This is a genomic window from Cupriavidus alkaliphilus (assembly GCF_900094595.1).
GTDB classification, from domain to species: domain Bacteria; phylum Pseudomonadota; class Gammaproteobacteria; order Burkholderiales; family Burkholderiaceae; genus Cupriavidus; species Cupriavidus alkaliphilus.
The window spans coordinates 17,689-33,874 of sequence record NZ_FMAD01000007.1 but is presented as its reverse complement, the minus strand read 5'-3'; the positions used below and the strand labels follow the sequence as shown (position 1 = coordinate 33,874).

The 16,186-nt window shown below is 67.9% G+C and carries 17 protein-coding genes and 1 tRNA gene; 6 read left to right on the top strand and 12 right to left on the bottom strand.

Annotated elements, in window-relative coordinates:
• The first annotated feature begins 176 nt into the window (after window positions 1-176).
• From GA0116996_RS15845 to GA0116996_RS15835, 3 genes are read left to right on the top strand one after another with little or no spacing between them, the layout of a single operon-like run.
• The gene (locus GA0116996_RS15845) at window positions 177-902 is read left to right on the top strand and encodes a (Fe-S)-binding protein (RefSeq protein WP_092313474.1); all 726 of its coding nucleotides are present in this window, start codon (window positions 177-179) and stop codon (window positions 900-902) included.
• A 30-nt stretch (window positions 903-932) separates the two neighbouring features.
• On the top strand, window positions 933-2,345 hold the full coding sequence (locus GA0116996_RS15840) for a LutB/LldF family L-lactate oxidation iron-sulfur protein (RefSeq protein WP_092313471.1): 1,413 nt from the start codon (window positions 933-935) through the stop codon (window positions 2,343-2,345).
• Complete coding sequence (locus GA0116996_RS15835; protein WP_092313468.1) at window positions 2,342-2,611, top strand: hypothetical protein; 270 nt, start codon at window positions 2,342-2,344, stop codon at window positions 2,609-2,611. The genes GA0116996_RS15840 and GA0116996_RS15835 overlap by 4 nt, the downstream gene beginning before the upstream one ends.
• 46 nt (window positions 2,612-2,657) lie before the next feature.
• Here the strand turns inward: GA0116996_RS15835 and GA0116996_RS15830 are convergent, their stop codons facing one another.
• On the bottom strand, window positions 2,658-3,545 hold the full coding sequence (locus tag GA0116996_RS15830; RefSeq protein WP_092313465.1) for a LysR family transcriptional regulator: 888 nt from the start codon (window positions 3,543-3,545) through the stop codon (window positions 2,658-2,660).
• Window positions 3,546-3,661: 116 nt separating this feature from the next.
• On the opposite strand from GA0116996_RS15830, the gene GA0116996_RS15825 reads away from it, so the two are divergent.
• From GA0116996_RS15825 to GA0116996_RS15815, 3 genes are read left to right on the top strand one after another with little or no spacing between them, the layout of a single operon-like run.
• Window positions 3,662-4,663: an ornithine cyclodeaminase family protein gene (locus GA0116996_RS15825; protein WP_092313462.1), complete on the top strand. Its 1,002-nt coding sequence runs from the start codon at window positions 3,662-3,664 to the stop codon at window positions 4,661-4,663.
• Complete coding sequence (locus GA0116996_RS15820) at window positions 4,660-5,517, top strand: phosphate/phosphite/phosphonate ABC transporter substrate-binding protein (RefSeq protein ID WP_092313459.1); 858 nt, start codon at window positions 4,660-4,662, stop codon at window positions 5,515-5,517. The genes GA0116996_RS15825 and GA0116996_RS15820 overlap by 4 nt, the downstream gene beginning before the upstream one ends.
• The gene (locus tag GA0116996_RS15815; RefSeq protein ID WP_092313456.1) at window positions 5,514-6,560 is read left to right on the top strand and encodes a Bug family tripartite tricarboxylate transporter substrate binding protein; all 1,047 of its coding nucleotides are present in this window, start codon (window positions 5,514-5,516) and stop codon (window positions 6,558-6,560) included. Before GA0116996_RS15820 ends, GA0116996_RS15815 begins: the two co-directional genes overlap by 4 nt.
• A gap of 81 nt (window positions 6,561-6,641) precedes the next feature.
• On the opposite strand, the gene GA0116996_RS15810 is transcribed toward GA0116996_RS15815, so the two are convergent.
• From GA0116996_RS15810 to boxA, 11 genes are all read right to left on the bottom strand, one after another.
• Entirely contained in the window at window positions 6,642-7,436 is a 795-nt protein-coding gene (locus GA0116996_RS15810) for an ABC transporter ATP-binding protein (protein WP_062798235.1), read from the bottom strand.
• Between the two features lies 1 nt (window position 7,437).
• A complete protein-coding gene (locus GA0116996_RS15805) occupies window positions 7,438-8,334 on the bottom strand; it encodes an ABC transporter permease (RefSeq protein WP_012352597.1) in 897 nt (298 codons plus the stop codon).
• Between the two features lie 179 nt (window positions 8,335-8,513).
• Window positions 8,514-9,491: an ABC transporter substrate-binding protein gene (locus GA0116996_RS15800; protein ID WP_092313453.1), complete on the bottom strand. Its 978-nt coding sequence runs from the start codon at window positions 9,489-9,491 to the stop codon at window positions 8,514-8,516.
• Between the two features lie 436 nt (window positions 9,492-9,927).
• Entirely contained in the window at window positions 9,928-10,962 is a 1,035-nt protein-coding gene (locus GA0116996_RS15795) for a quinone-dependent dihydroorotate dehydrogenase (RefSeq protein WP_092313450.1), read from the bottom strand.
• A gap of 108 nt (window positions 10,963-11,070) precedes the next feature.
• Entirely contained in the window at window positions 11,071-11,868 is a 798-nt protein-coding gene (locus GA0116996_RS15790; RefSeq protein WP_092313447.1) for an arginyltransferase, read from the bottom strand.
• 77 nt (window positions 11,869-11,945) lie between these two features.
• Window positions 11,946-12,698 (bottom strand): leucyl/phenylalanyl-tRNA--protein transferase, encoded by a 753-nt coding sequence (gene aat / locus GA0116996_RS15785; protein ID WP_092313444.1) that lies wholly within the window; start codon window positions 12,696-12,698, stop codon window positions 11,946-11,948.
• Window positions 12,699-12,738: 40 nt separating this feature from the next.
• The gene (locus GA0116996_RS15780) at window positions 12,739-13,323 is read right to left on the bottom strand and encodes an NUDIX hydrolase (protein ID WP_062798246.1); all 585 of its coding nucleotides are present in this window, start codon (window positions 13,321-13,323) and stop codon (window positions 12,739-12,741) included.
• Window positions 13,324-13,519: 196 nt separating this feature from the next.
• A tRNA-Met gene (locus tag GA0116996_RS15775) sits at window positions 13,520-13,595 on the bottom strand.
• 122 nt (window positions 13,596-13,717) lie between these two features.
• Entirely contained in the window at window positions 13,718-14,470 is a 753-nt protein-coding gene (locus GA0116996_RS15770; protein ID WP_092313441.1) for an RES family NAD+ phosphorylase, read from the bottom strand.
• Window positions 14,430-14,819 carry an MbcA/ParS/Xre antitoxin family protein gene (locus GA0116996_RS15765; protein ID WP_018004354.1) on the bottom strand — a complete coding sequence of 130 codons (390 nt, stop codon included), beginning with the start codon at window positions 14,817-14,819 and terminating at the stop codon, window positions 14,430-14,432. Before GA0116996_RS15765 ends, GA0116996_RS15770 begins: the two co-directional genes overlap by 41 nt.
• Window positions 14,820-14,930: 111 nt before the next feature.
• On the bottom strand, window positions 14,931-16,175 hold the full coding sequence (boxA, locus tag GA0116996_RS15760) for a benzoyl-CoA 2,3-epoxidase subunit BoxA (protein WP_092313438.1): 1,245 nt from the start codon (window positions 16,173-16,175) through the stop codon (window positions 14,931-14,933).
• Between the last annotated feature and the right edge of the window lie 11 nt (window positions 16,176-16,186).

The window sequence follows — 16,186 nt, the reverse complement described above, 5'->3', positions numbered from 1 at the left end:
GCATCGTGAAAATTTCAATAGGTGAAATGACATTCCGGTAAGAAACCGCCCGTGATGTCGCACCCCCGGGTGCCGTGCATGGCACCGCATTCATGGCGCCGATGAACGCTTTGTGCGCCACCCGCGGCGCCGAACGCGCATAATTGCGGGGTTTCAGGGTCTGGGAGAAGTCAACAATGCGAGTCGGTCTGTTCCACACGTGCCTGGTGGACCTGATGCGCCCGGAGATCGGTTTTTCGGTGCTGAAGCTACTGGAAGCCGCCGGCTACGAGGTCATGGTGCCCGAGGCGCAGACCTGCTGCGGCCAGCCGGCCTACAACTCGGGGGAGCGCGCGGTATCGCGCGACCTGGCCGAGAAATTCCTGCGCGAGTTCGAAATGTTCGACTACATCGTGGTGCCGTCGGGCAGTTGCGGCGGCATGATCCGGCACCACTACGCCGATCTGCTGCGCGACGATCCGGAGCTGAACGGCCGCTACGAGCGCCTGCGCGAACGCGTATTCGAACTGACCGACTTCCTCGCCAACGTGGCCCGGATCGAGACCCTGCCGTCGACGTTCGCGGGCGCGATCACATACCACGATTCGTGTTCCGGCCTGCGCGAACTTGGGGTCAAGCAGCAGCCGCGCGCCTTGCTGTCGCGCCTGCCCGGCGTGCAGCTGACCGAGATGAAGGACTGCGAGGCCTGCTGCGGTTTCGGCGGCACCTTCTCGGTCAAGTACGGCAATATCTCCACGGCCATCGTCGACGAGAAATGCGCCAACATCCAGGCCACCGGCGCCGATGCCGTGGTGCTGGGCGACCTGGGCTGCATGCTCAATATCGAAGGCCGCCTGCGCCGCACCGGCGACAACCGCACCCGCGTGCTGCATATCGCGCAGGTGCTGGCAGGCGACGCCTGACCGCGACGACACCATCAGGAATTCGCCACGATGCAAGTCCACAGCATGGAATTCAAGGCGCGCGCCGGGCAGAAGCTGGCCGACCAGCGCCTGCAGCAGAACCTGAAGAAGCTTTCGACCAAGTTCGTCACGGCGCGCGCCGATGCGATCCGCGATATCGATTTCGATGCCACGCGCGAGGCCCTGAAAGAGCGCCGCAACCGCGCGCTGGAAAACCTCGACGTCTGGCTCGCCACGTTCGAAGAGAACGCCACCCGCCGCGGCGCTACCGTGCTGTTTGCCGAAACCACTGCCGACGCCGCGCGGCTGGTCGCCGAGATCGCGCAGAAGCACGGCGTGAAGAAGGTCATCAAGAGCAAGTCGATGGTGACCGAGGAAATGCGCCTGAACCAGGTGCTCGGCGAGATGGGCGTGCAGAGCATCGAGACCGACCTGGGCGAGTACATCCTGCAGATCAACGACTCGGAGCCGCCGTCGCACATCATTGCGCCGGTGGTGCACAAGGACAAGGACGAGATCGCCGACCTGTTCGCGAGGGTCCACCACAAGCCGCGACTGACCGAGATCCCGGAGATGACGCGCGAAGCGCGCGAAGTGCTGCGTCCGGAATTCCTCAGCGCCGACATGGGCGTCACCGGCGGCAACTTCATCATCGCCGAGACCGGCTCGGTGGCGGTGGTCACCAACGAGGGCAATGAAGGCATGTGCACGGTAATGCCGCGGGTGCATGTGGCTGTGACCGGCATCGAGAAGGTGCTGCCGACGCTGGAAGACCTGGCCACGGTGATGCGCTTGCTGCCGCGCTCGGCCACCGGCCAGGCGATTTCCAACTACTTTTCGCTGCTGACCGGGCCGCGCGCCGAGGGCGAGCGCGACGGTCCCGAGCATATGTACTTCGTGCTGGTCGATGGCGGCCGCAGCGGGCTGATCGGCGGCGAGTTCCAGGAGATGCTGCGCTGCATCCGCTGCGGCGCCTGCATGAACCACTGTCCGGTCTACCAGAAGATCGGTGGCCATGCCTATGGCTGGGTCTATCCCGGGCCGATGGGCAGCGTGCTGACGCCGAGCTACGTCGGGCTGGCCAACACGATCGACCTGCCGCAGGCGGCCACCATGTGCGGCGAATGCAATCGCGTCTGCCCGGCGTCGATCCCGTTGTCCGACCTGCTGCGCAAGCTGCGCGAGAAGCAGATGGAGCGCGGCCTGCGGCCGTGGCAGGAGCGCTTTGCGCTGAAGGCCTGGGGCTACGTGGCGAAGCGGCCCGAACTCTATGCGCTGACTGCCCGCATCGGTGCCTGGCTGCTGGGCCGCATGGGCGGCAGCAACGGATTGATCGCCAGCCTGCCGATGGCCGGCAAGGGCTGGACCGAAACGCGCGACATGCCGGCGCCGTCGGGCCGCACGTTCCGCGAACTCTACAAGGAAAGGAGGGCGCGTTCATGAGCGCTGAAAATACGGAAGCCCTGGCGCGCATGCGCGCCGCGCTGGAGCAGCACGTGGCCGGCGCAAAGCCGGCGCAGGAGCTGGTAAGCGAATGGCGCGCTGCCGGCAGCGCGCTGGCCTTGCCGCCGGTCTACGGCCAGGCCATGGAAGAACTGCTGCGCCGGCTGGAGATGGCGGCGGTGTTCGCGCAGGACAGCTGCTCGTTCTCGAGCAGCGCGGTGACGGACCAGCTGGCGCGGTGGCTGGACAAGGCGGCGACGGCCTGAGGCCGCAGCGCTTCGCCGCGGCCGCTTCCGCAGTCGCTTCCGCGGCTCAACACTTCATCATTCCCGTCAGCGTTTCCACGAATTCCAGCGACAGCCGCGACAGCGGCTCGGTCTGCACATGGAAGATCTGCACCGAGGCATTGACCTTGGTGCGGATCGGCACGGCGACGATATTGGGCCAGTTCGCGCCGAATACCGTCATGGCGTCGACCAGCGCAATGCCGGCGCCGGCCTGCGCCAGCGCGCGCGCCACATGCGCCTGCTCCACCTGCACCCGCATGTCGGGCTGGTCGCCATCGTTGCCGAACATCTCGTGCACCAGCAGCGCGAACGGCACTTCGGGGCCATAGCCGATCAGGTCCTCGCCGATCAGGTCGGCGGGACGCACCCATTTGCGCGCCGCCAGCCGGTGCCCCACCGGCACCAGCGCCACGATCTCGTTCTTCACCAGCAGCCGCGCCTCCAGGTTGGGATGCACCAGCGGCATGTTCGATACCGCCAGGTCGACCTGTCCCGATAGCAGCGCGCGCAGCATATTGCCGGGAATCTGCGTGCGCACCACCACGCGCACCGCCGGGTGCGCGGCGCGGAAGCTGGCGATCGCGCGCGGCAGCACGGTCTGGCCCAGGTTGGGGCTGCAGGTGATGCGCAGGCTGCCGGTGCGGTTGGCGGCGAGATCCTCGGCGATCTCGTTGACGCGCTCGATCCCTTCATAGACCGCATTGACTTCGCCCAGCAGCCGCCGCGCTTCCGGCGTGGGGTAGAGCCGCCCCTTGGTGCGCCGGAACAGCTCGAGACCGAGCCGCTGTTCGGTGTGCGACATCAGCCGGCTGATCGCCGGTTGCGACACATAAAGCAGCTTGGACGCGCCGCTGATCGAGCCGGTCAGCATCACCGCGCGGAACACCTCGATCTGGCGCAGGTTCATTTTCATGGCATTAACCTGATGTTAAGGCAGGTGGACATATAAGCATATGACAGTCAATGGCGCCATACCTAAACTGGATTCATCGCAACACCACACACTTTGATCTGGAGAGCGGGGACCGCATGGCTGATATTTATCTCACCTACCTCAACGGCCGGGACATCGCGCGGCTGGAAATGACCGATGCCGAAATCATCCACGCGGTGGAGCAGGCACTGGTGGCGCAGGGCAACGGCCAGACCGTGATCGAGCCGCGCGTGCACCTGATGCCGGACCCCGCCTTCAACGGCCACTTCAACGTGCTGCGCGGCTACGTGGCGCCGCTGGGCCTGGCCGGGGTCAAGGTGGTCGGCGATTTCGTCGACAACTACAAGCTCGGCCTGCCGTCGGAGATGGCCATGCTGAACCTGTTCGATCCACGCACCGGCATGCCGGTGGCGGTGATCGACGCGACCTTTATCACCGATGCCCGCACCGGCGCGCTGACCGCGCTCGGCGCCAGGCACCTGGCGCGCCGCGACAGCAAGGTGCTGGGCCATATCGGCGCGCGCGGCACCTCGTACTGGAACGTGCGGCTGCTCGACAGCCTCTATGATTTCGACGAGATCCGCGTGCATTCGCGCCGCCCGGAGAGCCGCAATGCCTTTGCCGCGCGGCTGGAGCGCGATCTCGGCAAGAAGATCGTGGTGACCGAGGACTGGGAGTCGTGCGTGCGAGGCGCCGATATCGTGGTCGAGGCATCGCGGCTGGAGCGTCCGACGCCGATGCTCAAGACCGAATGGATCAAGCCCGGTGCCTTCGTCGTGCCCTACGGCACCATGAGCGCGGTCGAGCTGTCGCTGACCGACATCATGACGCGGATGGTGGTGGACGACTGGGGGCAGTGCAAGGGCGGCGTGTTCGGCTCGCTGCGCGCGCATGTCGAAGCGGGCAAGCTCTCGGAACGGACGCTTTACGGCGAACTTGGCGAGATCGTCGCGGGCCGCAAGCCGGGCCGCCAGAGCAACGACGAAACCAACCTGTTCTGGCACCGCGGCCTGTCGCTGAGCGATATCGCGCTCGGACATGCCATCCTGAAGAAGGCCGAGGAGCGCGGGCTGGGCCAGAAGCTGGTGTACGCATGATCGCCAATGCCCGCATGTACGCGGTGACGCCGCAGGCCGAAGCGGCCTGGCGTGCGCTGCTGGCACGCGTGTCCGAGCGCGCCGGCGTGGCGTTGCCGTATGCCGAGCATGCCGCGCCCGCGCCGGTCAGCGCGTTGTGGGCGCGGCCCGACTGCGGCTGCGTGTTCATGTGCGGCTATCCGTATGCGAGCGCGCCGGTCACGCCGCAGCTGCTGGCCGCGCCGGTTCCGGCGCAGGCGCGTTACGACGGCAGGCCGGTCTATTTCACCGAGTTCATCGTGCGCGCCGATGCGCCGGTGCAGTCGCTGGCGCAGACCTTCGGCGGGCGACTGGCATGCATGTTGCCTGAGTCGAACTCGGGCTATAACGCGCCGCGCCACTACCTGATGCGGCTGGCACCGGCGGATGCGCAGGCGCTGTACCGGCCCGCGGCCATGGCGACGCCAACGCCGCGCGAGGTCATCGACGCGGTGCTCGCCGGCGACGCCGAGGTGGGGGTCGTCGACAGCTATGTGATGGACCTGCTGCGCCGCTATGACCCGGTGCTTGCCGCGCAACTGAAGACGCTGGCGCTGACGCCGCCGGCACCGATCCCGGTGCTGGTCGCGTCGGCGGATGCCGATCCGCGGCAGTGCATGCGTGTGCGCGCGACATTGCTGGGCATGCATGAGGATGCCACCGGCACTGCGCTGCTGGCGTCGCTGGGGCTGGCGCGCTTCGTCGCGGTGCAGCCCGCCGACTATGCCTGCCTGCCCGCGATGGCGGACGAAGCCGACCGGGCGGGCTTTGCACTGACCGATGCCGCGGCCGGGGAACCATCGCCTGATCACTGCCAATTGAGGGAGCCGTCATGAAATCCGCTGTGAATGTTGCGGTATTCGCCGCTGTAAAGCCTTTCGTGCATCCTGACATCCGGCGCCTTGCCCTGCATGGCCTGCTCGCCTGCGCGGCGGCCTGCGCGACATGGCTCGGTGCGGGGGCGGCCCACGCCCAGCCGCCGGCTTATCCGGCAAAGCCGGTACGCCTGATCGTGCCGTTTGCCGCGGGAGGGCCGGCCGACGTGCTGGCGCGTGCGGTCGGAGAAGGCCTGTCCAAGGCCACCGGTCAGAGCGTGCTGGTCGAGAACAAGGCCGGCGCGGCCGGCACCATCGGCGTCGACATGGTGGCCAAGGCCGCGCCGGACGGCTACACCGTCGCCCTGGTGCCGGTCGGCAATATCGCGGTGAATCCCGCGCTGATGCCCAACCTGCCCTACAAGCCGTCCGACCTGGCGCCGGTGGCGATGCTCGCCACCGCTGAAAACGTACTGGTGGTCAACGCAGCCACGCCGGTGAGGTCGCTGGCGGAACTGCTCAAGCTCGCCGCGCAGAAACCGGGCGAACTGAGCTTCGCCTCTCCCGGGGCCGGCAGCCAGGCGCACCTTGCCGGCGAACTGCTGCAGCTCGATGCCAACGTCAAGCTCAACCACGTACCGTACAAGGGCGTAAGCCCGGCCATGACCGATCTGGTCGGCGGGCAGGTGACGATGATGTTTGCGCAGCTGTCGGCGGCACTGCCCTATATCAAGGCGGGCAAGCTGCGCACACTGGGCATGGCCAGCGCCAGGCGCTCGACGGTGCTGCCCGAGGTGCCGACGATCGCCGAGCAGGGCTTCCCGAAGTTCGAGGCGGTGTCGTGGTATGCGTTGATGGTGCCGGCCGGTACGCCGCCGGAAATCGTGCGCAAGCTTAGTCAGCACGCCGACGCGGTGCTGGCCGATGCCGCGCTGAAGGAGAAGCTGGCGACGCTGGGGATGGAAGCGGCGGGCGGCACGCCGCAGCAACTGGCGGCGGCGATCCAGAAGGAGAGCACGCGGTGGGCAGGCGTGATCAAGCAGCGGCGCATCACGATCGACTGATTGTCGGCAACATCGGGATGCTCAAGCGCCAGCGAGCAAAAAACGGGGAGCCGAAGCTCCCCGTTTTTCTTGCCAGCGCTATCACCCCAGCAACAGCGCATCGTCATCCAGCTGCTCATGCCGTGTCTGCTCGAACATCTTGAGCAGGTCCGGCACATCGAGCCCCTTGCGCTTGTCGCCCGAGACATCCAGCACTACCTGGCCCTGGTGCAGCATCACCGTGCGCTGGCCGTAGTCGAGCGCCTGGCGCATGCTGTGCGTCACCATCATCGTCGTCAGCTTGCTTTCCTCGACGATGCGCGCGGTCAGCTCCAGCACGAACGCGGCGGTCTTCGGGTCCAGCGCGGCGGTGTGCTCGTCCAGCAGCAGGATGCGCGACGGCTGCAGCGAGGCCATCAGCAGGCTCACCGCCTGGCGCTGGCCGCCGGAGAGCAGGCCGATGCGGTCGGTCAGGCGGTTTTCCAGGCCCAGGTTGAGCAGCCGCAGCTTCTCGCGGAACAGCTCGCGCGAGGCACGGTTGAGCGCCGGGCGGAAGCCCCGGCGGCTGCCGCGCGCCATCGCCAGCGCCATGTTCTCCTCGATCGTCAGCGCTTCGCAGGTGCCAGCCATGGGGTCCTGGAACACGCGCGCCACCAGGTGGGCGCGGTCCCAGGCGGGCTTGCGCGTGACGTCGGTGTCATCGATGGTGATGCGCCCGGCGTCGACCATCTGGTCGCCGCTGATCGCATTCAGGAAGGTCGACTTGCCGGCGCCGTTGGAACCGATCACGGCCACGAACTGGCCGCTCGGGATTTCCAGGCTGAGGCCGCGCAGCGCGCGGGTCTCGATCGGGGTGCCCGGGTTGAAGGTGAGCTTCAGGTCTTGTGCGCGCAGCATCTCAGGCACCTCCGTTCTTGCGGGCAAACAGCTTCTTGCGCGTCGCCGGCAGCACCAGCGCGATCGTCACCAGCGCGGCGGTGACCAGGTTCAGGTCCTGCGCCTTGAGGCCGATGAAGTCGCTGTTCAGCGCCAGAGCGATGAAGAAGCGGTACAGGATGGCGCCCAGCACCACGGCCAGCGTGGTCCAGATCAGCCGGCGTGCCGGCAGGATGGTCTCGCCGATGATCACCGCGGCCAGGCCGATCACGATGGTGCCGATGCCCATCGAGATATCCGAGCCGCCCTGGGTCTGCGCGAACAGCGCGCCGGCCAGCGCCACCAGCGCATTGGACAGTGCCATGCCGGCCAGCGTGGCGCGGCCGGTCGGGATGCCCTGCGCGCGCGCCATGCGCGGGTTGGCGCCGGTGGCGCGCATCGCCAGGCCCAGCTGCGAGCTGAAGAACCAGTCCAGGCCGACCTTGGCGACCACCACCACCACGAACAGCACCAGCGGGCGCAGCACGTAGTCGGGCAGCCACTCCGGCTGCAGCACGGTGAACAGCGTGGGCTCGGTGATCAGCGGCACATTGGGGCGGCCCATGATGCGCAGGTTGACCGAGTACAGCGCGATCATCATCAGGATACTGGCGAGCAGGTCCATGATCTTGAGGCGCACGTTGAGCCAGCCGGTGATCCAGCCGGCCAGCGCGCCGGCGGCGATCGCGACCACGGTCGCCAGGAACGGATCCTGGCCGGCGGCGATCAGGGTCGCGGCCACGGCGCCGCCCAGCGGGAAGCTGCCGTCAACGGTCAGGTCGGGAAAATTGAGGATGCGGAAGGAAATCAGCACCCCGAGCGCCACCAGGCTGAAGATCAGGCCGATCTCCAGGGCGCCCAGAAGGGAAAAGAGGGACATGGGGGGAATCCTGTTGCGGGGTCCGGCGTCTGCCCTGGCGCCGGTTTCGGGGCGGAGCGGCCGGCACGCCCGGATGGGGCCGCCGGCCGCCTCGCCCTGGTCTCTCCGGCCCGGCCGGGTAGGCCTGGCCGGCGCATCCGCCGCCTTGCGGCGACGGCATGGCAGGGCGTGGCTGTGCTTTACTTGATGACCGTCTTCGCTTCCTTGACCAGCTCCGGCGACAGCGTCACGCCTTGCTTGGCGGCCGCGCCGGTGTTGACGAACAGTTCCAGGTTGTCGCTGGTCTGCGAGGCGATCGCGCCCGGCTTCTCGCCCTTCAGGATGCGCACCACCACCTTGCCGGTCTGGTGGCCCAGGTCGCCGTAGTTGACGCCGAGTGCCGCCACGGCGCCGCGCTTGACGCTGTCGGTATCGGCCGCGACCAGGGGGATCTTCGATTCGTTGGCGACCTTGACCAGGGCCTCGTACGCCGACACCACGTTGTTGTCGGTGTTGGTGTAGATCACGTCGACCTTGCCGATCAGGCTCTTGGCGGCCGGGCCGATATCGACGGTGCGCGGCGCGGCGGCTTCCTTGAGCGTCAGGCCTTCCTTGGCCAGCAGCGCGCTCAGTTCCTTGACCACCACCACCGAGTTGGCTTCACCCGGGTTGTAGACCATGCCCACGGTCTTGGCCTTGGGCACCACGCGCTTGATCAGGGCGACCTGCTTGTCCAGCGGCAGCTTGTCCGAGACCCCGGTGACGTTGGTGCCCGACGCCGACCAGCTCTTGACCAGCTGCGCCGCGACCGGATCGGTCACGCCCGAGTACACCACCGGCACGGTCTTGGTGGCGGCGACCACGGCCTGCGCCGACGGCGTGGCGATGGCGACGATCGCGTTCGGGTTGTCGCCGACGAACTTGCGGGCGATCTGCGCCGCGGTGCCGGTGTTGCCCTGGGCGCTCTGGTATTCCCACTTCAGGCTCTTGTCGGCGTCGTAGCCGGCTGCCTTCAGTTCAGCGCGCACGCCGTCGCGGATGGCGTCCAGCGCGGGATGGTCGACGATCGACAGCACCTTGACGGTCTGGGCCTGCACGGCGCCGCCGTACAGCAGTGCCAGCGCCACGGCGCCGCCCAGGATGGACTTGGATGCTGCGAGACCCTTGGTGGATTTCATTATGTGTGCTCCCCCGAAACTCGGTTCTGGATTGGATACGGCCGCGGATGGTTCGGTCCGCCGTCCTGGACCATGCGCCGGCTGGCGCACGATGCCGGTCCGGGCGGGCGCGGCGGCTTCCTGCGGCGGGAGGGAGCGTGCGCGGACGCGTCGGATGCGACAGCGATAAGCCTGCGAGGATACCACTTCCCGCGCACGAAATGGATAGTCATCATGCGGAAGTGGGGCATCCGATGCTGTCAGATGCCCGCTATCCGCCATCGAGGCGCATTTAATTGCGCGGGAACCGGGATTTGCTTGTGGATTACCCTGATTGCGGTGGCCGCCTCTTCATGCAATTGCGCGCCACCAGCGCGTCGAGGTTTTCCTCCACCCGGGCGATGCGGGTGGCGCATCGGCCGGGCGGAAACCAGGGCCAGTGGGCGCCCCGAGGGGCTTAGCGGCGCAGCGCCGCGGCGCACTCGCGCACCAGCGCCGGGCCGCGATAGATCAGGCCGCTGTAGACCTGCACCAGGCTGGCGCCGGCGTCGGTCTTGGCGCGTGCGTCGGCGCCGCCGAAGATGCCGCCCACGCCGATGATCGGCACCGCATCGCCGACCACGCCGTGCAGCGCGCGCACCACGCGGGTCGAGGCTTCGAACACCGGGCGCCCGGACAGGCCGCCGGCTTCGTCGGCATGCGGGAGGCCCTTGACCGCGTCGCGCGAGATGGTGGTGTTGGTGGCGATCACGCCGTCGATCCTGTGGCGCACCAGCGCGTCGCCGATATTGCCGATCTGGTCGGCGTCGAGGTCCGGCGCGATCTTCAGCGCCAGCGGCACATAACGCTTGTGCTGGTCGGCCAGGCGCTGCTGCGCATCCTTCAGCGACGACAGCAGGCTGTCGAGCTCGCTCGCGCCCTGCAGCTGGCGCAGGTTCTTGGTGTTGGGCGAGGAGATATTGACCGTCACGTAGCTGGCGTGCGGGTAGACGCGCTCGAGGCAGTACAGGTAGTCGTCGTTGGCGCGCTCGATCGGGGTATCGGCGTTTTTGCCGATATTCAGCCCCAGCACGCCGCCCTCGGCCTTCCAGCGCGACGCCTGCACGTTGGCGACGAAGGCATCGACGCCGCCGTTGTTGAAGCCCATGCGGTTGATCAGCGCATCCGCCTGCGGCAGCCGGAACATGCGCGGGCGCGGGTTGCCCGGCTGCGCGCGCGGCGTGACCGTGCCCACCTCGATAAAGCCGAAGCCGAGCGCGGCCAGGCCGTCGATATAGGCGCCGTCCTTGTCCAGTCCCGCGGCCAGGCCGACCGGGTTGGGAAAGCACACCCCCATGACCGTGCGCGGATCGTCGGCGATGCGGTTGCCGATGCAGCCGCCCAGGCCCATGCGGTGGGCGCGCAGCAGGTTGTTCAGCGTGAAATGGTGGGCGTCCTCGGCATCCATCGAGAACAGGGCGGGACGAAACAGGGGGTAGAGCGCGTTGAGCACGTGGGCAGGCGGCCGGCGGGGCGGCGCGGAAGTCGGGACCAGGGCGGCATTGTAGCGGCTGGCCCGTCCGCGAGGGCGGCCGCGGCGGCGGCCGGTGGCCCGGCCCGGCTAGGGCTGCGTCGCGGGCGGCACCGGCGCGGTGGCTTCCGGGGCCTCGCCGGCGACGTCCTCGAACGCGTGCCAGTGGTTGCCGGTCAGCACCTGCAGCGGCCGGAAGCGCGCCTTGTACGCCATCTTGCGGCTGTCGGCGATCCAGTAGCCCAGGTACAGGTGCGGAAGGCCCAGCGCATGGGTCTGGCGGATCTGCCACAGGATGTTGTAGGTGCCGTAGCTGGCGTTGTGCTCGAGCGGATCGTAGAAGGTGTAGACCGACGACAGCCCGTCGTCGAGCACGTCGATCATGCTGACCATGCGCAGCCGCCCGGCCTCGGGCGAGCCGGGCGGATCGCGGAATTCGACCAGGCGCGAGTTGACGCGGCTCTGCAGCAGGAACTGCTCGTACTGGTCGCGGCTGTCCTGGTCCATGCCGCCGCCGGCGTGGCGCATCGACTGGTACAGCAGGTACAGGGAATAGTGCTCTTCGACGTAGGTGAGCGGCGCCACCAGCGCCTGCAGGTGCTGATGGCGGTTCCACGCGCGGCGCTGCGAGCGGTCCGGCGTGAACTGGTCGACCAGCACGCGGCACGGCGTGCAGGCGTGGCAATCGTCGCAATACGGCCGGTAGGTAAAGATGCCGCTGCGGCGAAAGCCCGCGCGCACCAGGCGCGAATAGACGTCGGCATTGATCAGGTGCGCCGGCGTAGCCACCTGGGAGCGCGCCATGCGGCCGTCGAGATAGCTGCAAGCGTAGGGCGCCGTGGCATAGAACTGCAGCGCGGACAGCGGTAGTTCCTTCAGCTTGCTCATGACTCAGGGGGCTCCGGGCGGGACGGCGCGGTTTGCACGGTGGTCCGCAGCGTCAGCGTCGGCACCCGTGCCGGGATTCAGCCTGCCGGCGCGGCGGGTGTCCCGGCCCAGCGCTCCAGCACCGATTTGTCGAACCGCCACGGACTGATCGCCGGCTGTGCCGTTGCCGCGCGCACATGGGCCACGAATTCGGCGCGGGGGATAGGGCGCGCACCCAGCGAAGCCAGGTGGTCGGTTTCCTGCTGGCAGTCTATCATCGCCACGCCGTGGTTGCCGAGGAACGCGCACAGCGCCGCCAGCGCGATCTTGGAGGCGTCGGTACGGTGCGCAAACATCGATTCGCCAAAGAACATCCGCCCCAGCGCCACGCCATACAGGCCGCCGACGCGCTCGCCCCGGTACCAGCTTTCGACCGAGTGAGCCAGGCCGTTGCGGTGCAGGGTGCCATACGCGGCGATGATGGCGTCGGTGATCCAGGTACCGTCCTGGCCCTCGCGCGGGGTGGTCGCGCAGGCGCGCATCACCGCCAGGAAATCGTGGTCGACGCGGATTTCCCAGTCGGCATCGCGCAGCACGCGCCGCAGCGTCTTGCGCAGGTTGGCCGAGACGCGCAACGCCGGCGGCGGCAGCACCATGCGCGGATCGGTGCTCCACCACAGCACCGGCTGGCCGCTCGAATACCACGGGAAGATGCCCTGGCGATACGCCAGCAGCAGCCGCTGCGGCGACAGCTCGCGGCTGGCGGCAAGCAGGCCGGGCGCCTCGGAATCGGGTCCGAGCGCGTGCTCGACCGGGGGAAACGGATCTTGCGGGTCCAGCCAGGCAATCATGCGGGCTGCGCCGGGGGGCGGTGCGCGGCGGGCCCGCCGCTCAGGGGGTGACCGTGGCCCGGCTGGTCAGCGGGCGCATGGGCTTGTCGATGTCCAGGCTGTGCAGCCGGAAGCTGCCGTCCTGCAGGCGGCCGGCGGCGCGGTCGGCGAAGAAGCAGCGCAGGGTATGGATCACGGTGGGGAAGGCCAGTTCATCCCAGGGCACATCGGCCTCCGCCACCAGCTTCACTTCCAGGCTTTCCTCGCCGGGCGCAATGTCGAGGTCGTCGAGCGTGGCGAGGTAGAACAGGTGCACCTGGTGCACATGCGGCACGTTCAGGATCGAGAACAGCTCGCCCACCTGCACGCGCGCGCCGGCTTCTTCCAGCGTTTCGCGCGAGGCCGCCTGGGCGGTGGTCTCGCCGATCTCCATGAAGCCCGCCGGCAGGGTCCAGAAGCCGTAGCGGGGCTCGATCGCGCGCTTGCACAGCAGGATCTTGTCTTCCCAGACCGGGATCGTGCCGACAACGTTGCGGGGATTGACGTAGTGGATGGTGCCGCAGTTGTCGCAAACACTGCGCGGGCGGTTGTCGCCGTCAGGCACGCGCAACACGACCGCATGACCACAGTTCGAGCAGAATTTCATGAGGGGCGTCCGGGAGAATGGCGAAAGTGTATCACCCTCGCGGAGCGCACCGGCGGGCCGTAGGAGTGCTGGTGCACCATGGGCCGGCAGTGCCGCGCAGGCACCTGCCGCGATGCCGGCTGGCGACACAAAACAAAAAACCCGCCGAGGCGGGTTTGTCTGCTGTGACGGCGCCACAGATGTGCATCTGTGCGGTTGGTTGCGGGGGCAGGACTTGAACCTGCGACCTTCGGGTTATGAGCCCGACGAGCTGCCAACTGCTCCACCCCGCGTCCGTCGAAGAAAAGATTATATGGCATCCGGTTGCGCAATGCAACACCTGTTTAACAAAACCTGCAGGCGATGCGTATTGCCGCGTGCCATAACGATTAGATCGCCGCGGCGGGGCGGAGGTTCAGCCGGCTTCGGGGGTATCGCTTGTGCGCTGCCACAGCGCGGCCTCGAACTCGAAGCTGTCGCGCTGCTGCAGGTCGTCGCGTTGCCACATCACGCGGTCGCGGCGCACGGTCAGCATCCACGTGGTGGTGGCGAGCGGCGCCGGATGCGAGAACGCGCGCGGCGTCAGCACCGCCCCGCACGGGCCGTGCTGCGGATCGCGCACGGAGGTGTAGCGAATCATGCCGAGGCCGGCTTCGCGCGCGATGCGGCCGAACGCCTGGCAGGGTTCGTGGTGATCCGGATCGGTCCAGGCGGCGCGGTCCCGGTCGAACGGCGGCTGGTCCAGCGCCACGCCGGAGGTATCGACGCGCACTTCGAACAGCGTCTGGGCGCGCGCGTCGATGCGGGGCAGCGCCGGGCTGTCGTTGAGGAAGCGCCAGCGCCAGTAGCCGAGCTCGGCACAGGCCGTGCGGATCTCGTTGGCGCCATAGAACACGCCCGGGTCCTGGCTGGCGCGGAAGCGCGAGCCCCAGGGCGAGGGCGGGTAGCGAAACGGGGTGAATAGCAGATAGTGCAGATGGCGTGCCTCGACCGGCACGACGGGCTTGCCGGCATCCAGCACGGCTTCGAGTACCGCCTGTTCCTCCAGGCTGTCGACCAGCGGCATGGTGGAGACCACATGCTGGGCTTCCACCGCCCGCCACAGCGTGAGCGCGAACTGCCGGCGCTCAGATGCGACCGCGGGTGGCGTCCAGGTAGTGAACGACACGGACCAGACCTTCGGTTGTGCGGATCAGCTCGAGCGGCTTGCCGCCCAGCGCGAGGTTGTCGTGGGTAAGCCATAGCCGGGCCTGGTCGCCATGGCCCAGGATGGCGTCGAGCGAGCGGAACAAGCGCACGAACAGGACGCCGAACTCCCACTCCTTGCGATGCGCGTCGAGCACATAGCCGCCGGACGCCATGCGCGAGACCGAGGCCGTGCTGATGCCCAGCACGCTTGCCACCATGGCCTGGCTGATGCCCAGGAAGCCGGCGGCGCGCATGACCGCCTTGGTCAGCGTGGTGCCGGGGTCGGGGCCGCCGGCGGGATCGGTTTCCGGAATCCGCCTGGATTGCATCGCCTATGCTCCTGTTTCTTCAGAAAGATTATAGGCGATGAATTTCAGAAGGGAAGGGGCTGCTCAAAGATTCGCGCCGATGATGCGGCGCGCCAGTGTCGCAGGACGCGGCTAATAGGTTTCGATATGCAGCCGTCCTTCGGCCTTCATGGTGGTTTCCAGCGCCTTCCAGTTAAGACCGGCGCCGGCGCAGACCGTTTCAAATGCGGCCAGCACGCCGTCCTCCATGCCTTTCAGGCCGCAGATATAGACATGGCCGTTGGCGTCGCCCAGCAGCGCCGCGACGCTGTCCGCGGCTTCGCGGATCGCGTCCTGGACATAGCGGCGCGGCGTGGCAGGGTCGCGCGAGAAGGCGAAGTGGATGTCGAGGAAATCCCGGGGCAGCTTCAGCAGCGGGCCGAAGTAGGGCAGTTCGGCGGCATTGCGCGCGCCGAAGAACAGCAGCCGGCGCCCGCTGAATTGCGCCAGGTTGCGGCGCATGCGCTCGGTCATGGCGCGCATCGGTGCCGAGCCGGTGCCGGTGCAGATCATCATCACGCTGGCTTCGGCGTGGTTGGGCATCAGGAAGGTCGAGCCGAACGGGCCCACCACCTGCACCGTGTCGCCCTTGGCCAGGTCGCACAGGTAGTTGGAGGCCACGCCGCGCACCGGCTTGCCGTCGTGGTCCTGCTCGACCCGCTTGACCGTCAGCGCGAGGTTGTTATAGCCGGGGCGCTCGCCGTCGCGAGGGCTGGCGACCGAATACATGCGGATGTAGTGCGGCTTGCCCGCGGCATCGGTGCCGGGTGGCAGGATGCCGATCGACTGGCCTTCCAGGATCGGGAAAAAGTGGGTGCCGAGATCCAGCACGATATGGTGGATGTCGCTCGAGGCATCCGCTGCGGTGAGCCGGTAGTTGCCGGCCACGGTGGCGGCCACCGGGGCGCGCACGCCGTGCAGGTTCACATAGGGATGGGCGGCCGACCACGGTGCGCGCGGCGAGGTATGGCGGCTGGTTTCGACCGACTGGATCGCGGCGTCGTCGGCTGCGGTGGTGCCGCTGCCGGCGGGGGCCGGCGCGCCCTGGTCCATGCTGTCCAGCTCCGGCAACGGCGCTTCGGCCGGCAGCTCGTCCCACAGCAGCTGCGCCTCGATCGAATAGGCCTGGCCGCGCAGCATGGTGCGCCAGTTGTCGATGGCGCCGGTCGGGCACGGCGACAGGCAGGCGTTGCAGCCGTTGCATACGTCCGCCCGGACCACGTAGTTGCGGTCGTCATGGGTGATGGCATCGATCGGGCAGGTGTCTTCGCAGGTGTTGCAGCGAATGCAGATTTCCGGATCGATCAGGTGCTGCTTGATGAGGTCGCGGGCGCCCATGGCGGTTCGGG